The organism is Brachyspira catarrhinii (assembly GCF_005518285.1).
Taxonomy (GTDB): Bacteria; Spirochaetota; Brachyspiria; order Brachyspirales; family Brachyspiraceae; genus Brachyspira; species Brachyspira catarrhinii.
Map to the genome: position 1 here is coordinate 1 of NZ_SJDU01000603.1, position 964 is coordinate 964.

A 964-nucleotide genomic window follows, 5' to 3' on the forward strand; every position below is an offset into this window, starting at 1 on the left:
TAAAATTAAAAATATAGCTTTATTTGTAATTTAAATTTTATTATATTGTTAATAATTTGGTTTACCGTGCGTTAAAGTATTGAATAATAGCTTTTTATATTTTTAATATGTAGTATAATACTAAAAAATGATTGGGGCATTATTTATGGAAAATAAGGAAAATATAGATTCTAATAATAAAACAAGTAAGAAAGAGAAAAGAAATTACCAAATGGATAATTATAATGTAATGATTAAATTATTTATATTATCTATGATAGTTTTTGCGGCACTTTATTTTGCACATAATATGCTGGTTTCATACAGACTTGATAAAGCTATGGAAAGATATTCAAGCCCATTAGAAAATATTATTATCACTAAAGAAGAGTTTTATACTAATGTTATAATAACAGAGATAGAAAGCAATAAATTTATCACTAATAATATAATATTAAAAAGCTCATCAATAGAAGATTTGCAAAATGCATTCGCAGAAGCAATAGACAGCCATACAAAAAATCTTCAAATATCAATGAGCGAAATAGTAAAATCATCATCGGACACATTAAATTTCTGGTTTGCCTTTATATCGGTAGTAATGATAGTGTTCTCATTTGCAGGAGCATTTGTAAATAATAATATTTTAAATGAAGCAAGAGAACAGTTAAGTAGCGTAGAAAAAGAAGCAGAAAAATCTCTTAAGCAGATAAAGGAAGAAACAGATAGAATAATTGAAGAAAATAATAAAAATGTAAAAATAAACAGCGAATTGAATTTAGGCTATCAGGCATACCAAAATAAAAAATATAAGGAAGCCATAGATTATTTTACAAGAGTTATAGAGCTTGATGATAAAAATATATATGGCTATTTTAATAGAGCATTGGCTAAAGATGATGCAAAACAATATGAAGAAGCAATTAAAGATTATGATAAATGTATAGAATTAGATAATAAAGATCCATCAGCTTATAATAATAGA

General features: G+C 24.6%; 1 protein-coding gene. It reads left to right on the forward strand.

What is annotated here, in order from left to right; all coding sequences use genetic code 11:
* Positions 1-145: 145 nt before the first annotated feature.
* Positions 146-964: tetratricopeptide repeat protein (locus tag EZH24_RS12570; RefSeq protein WP_161976179.1), on the forward strand; the 819-nt coding region annotated here is incomplete at its 3' end.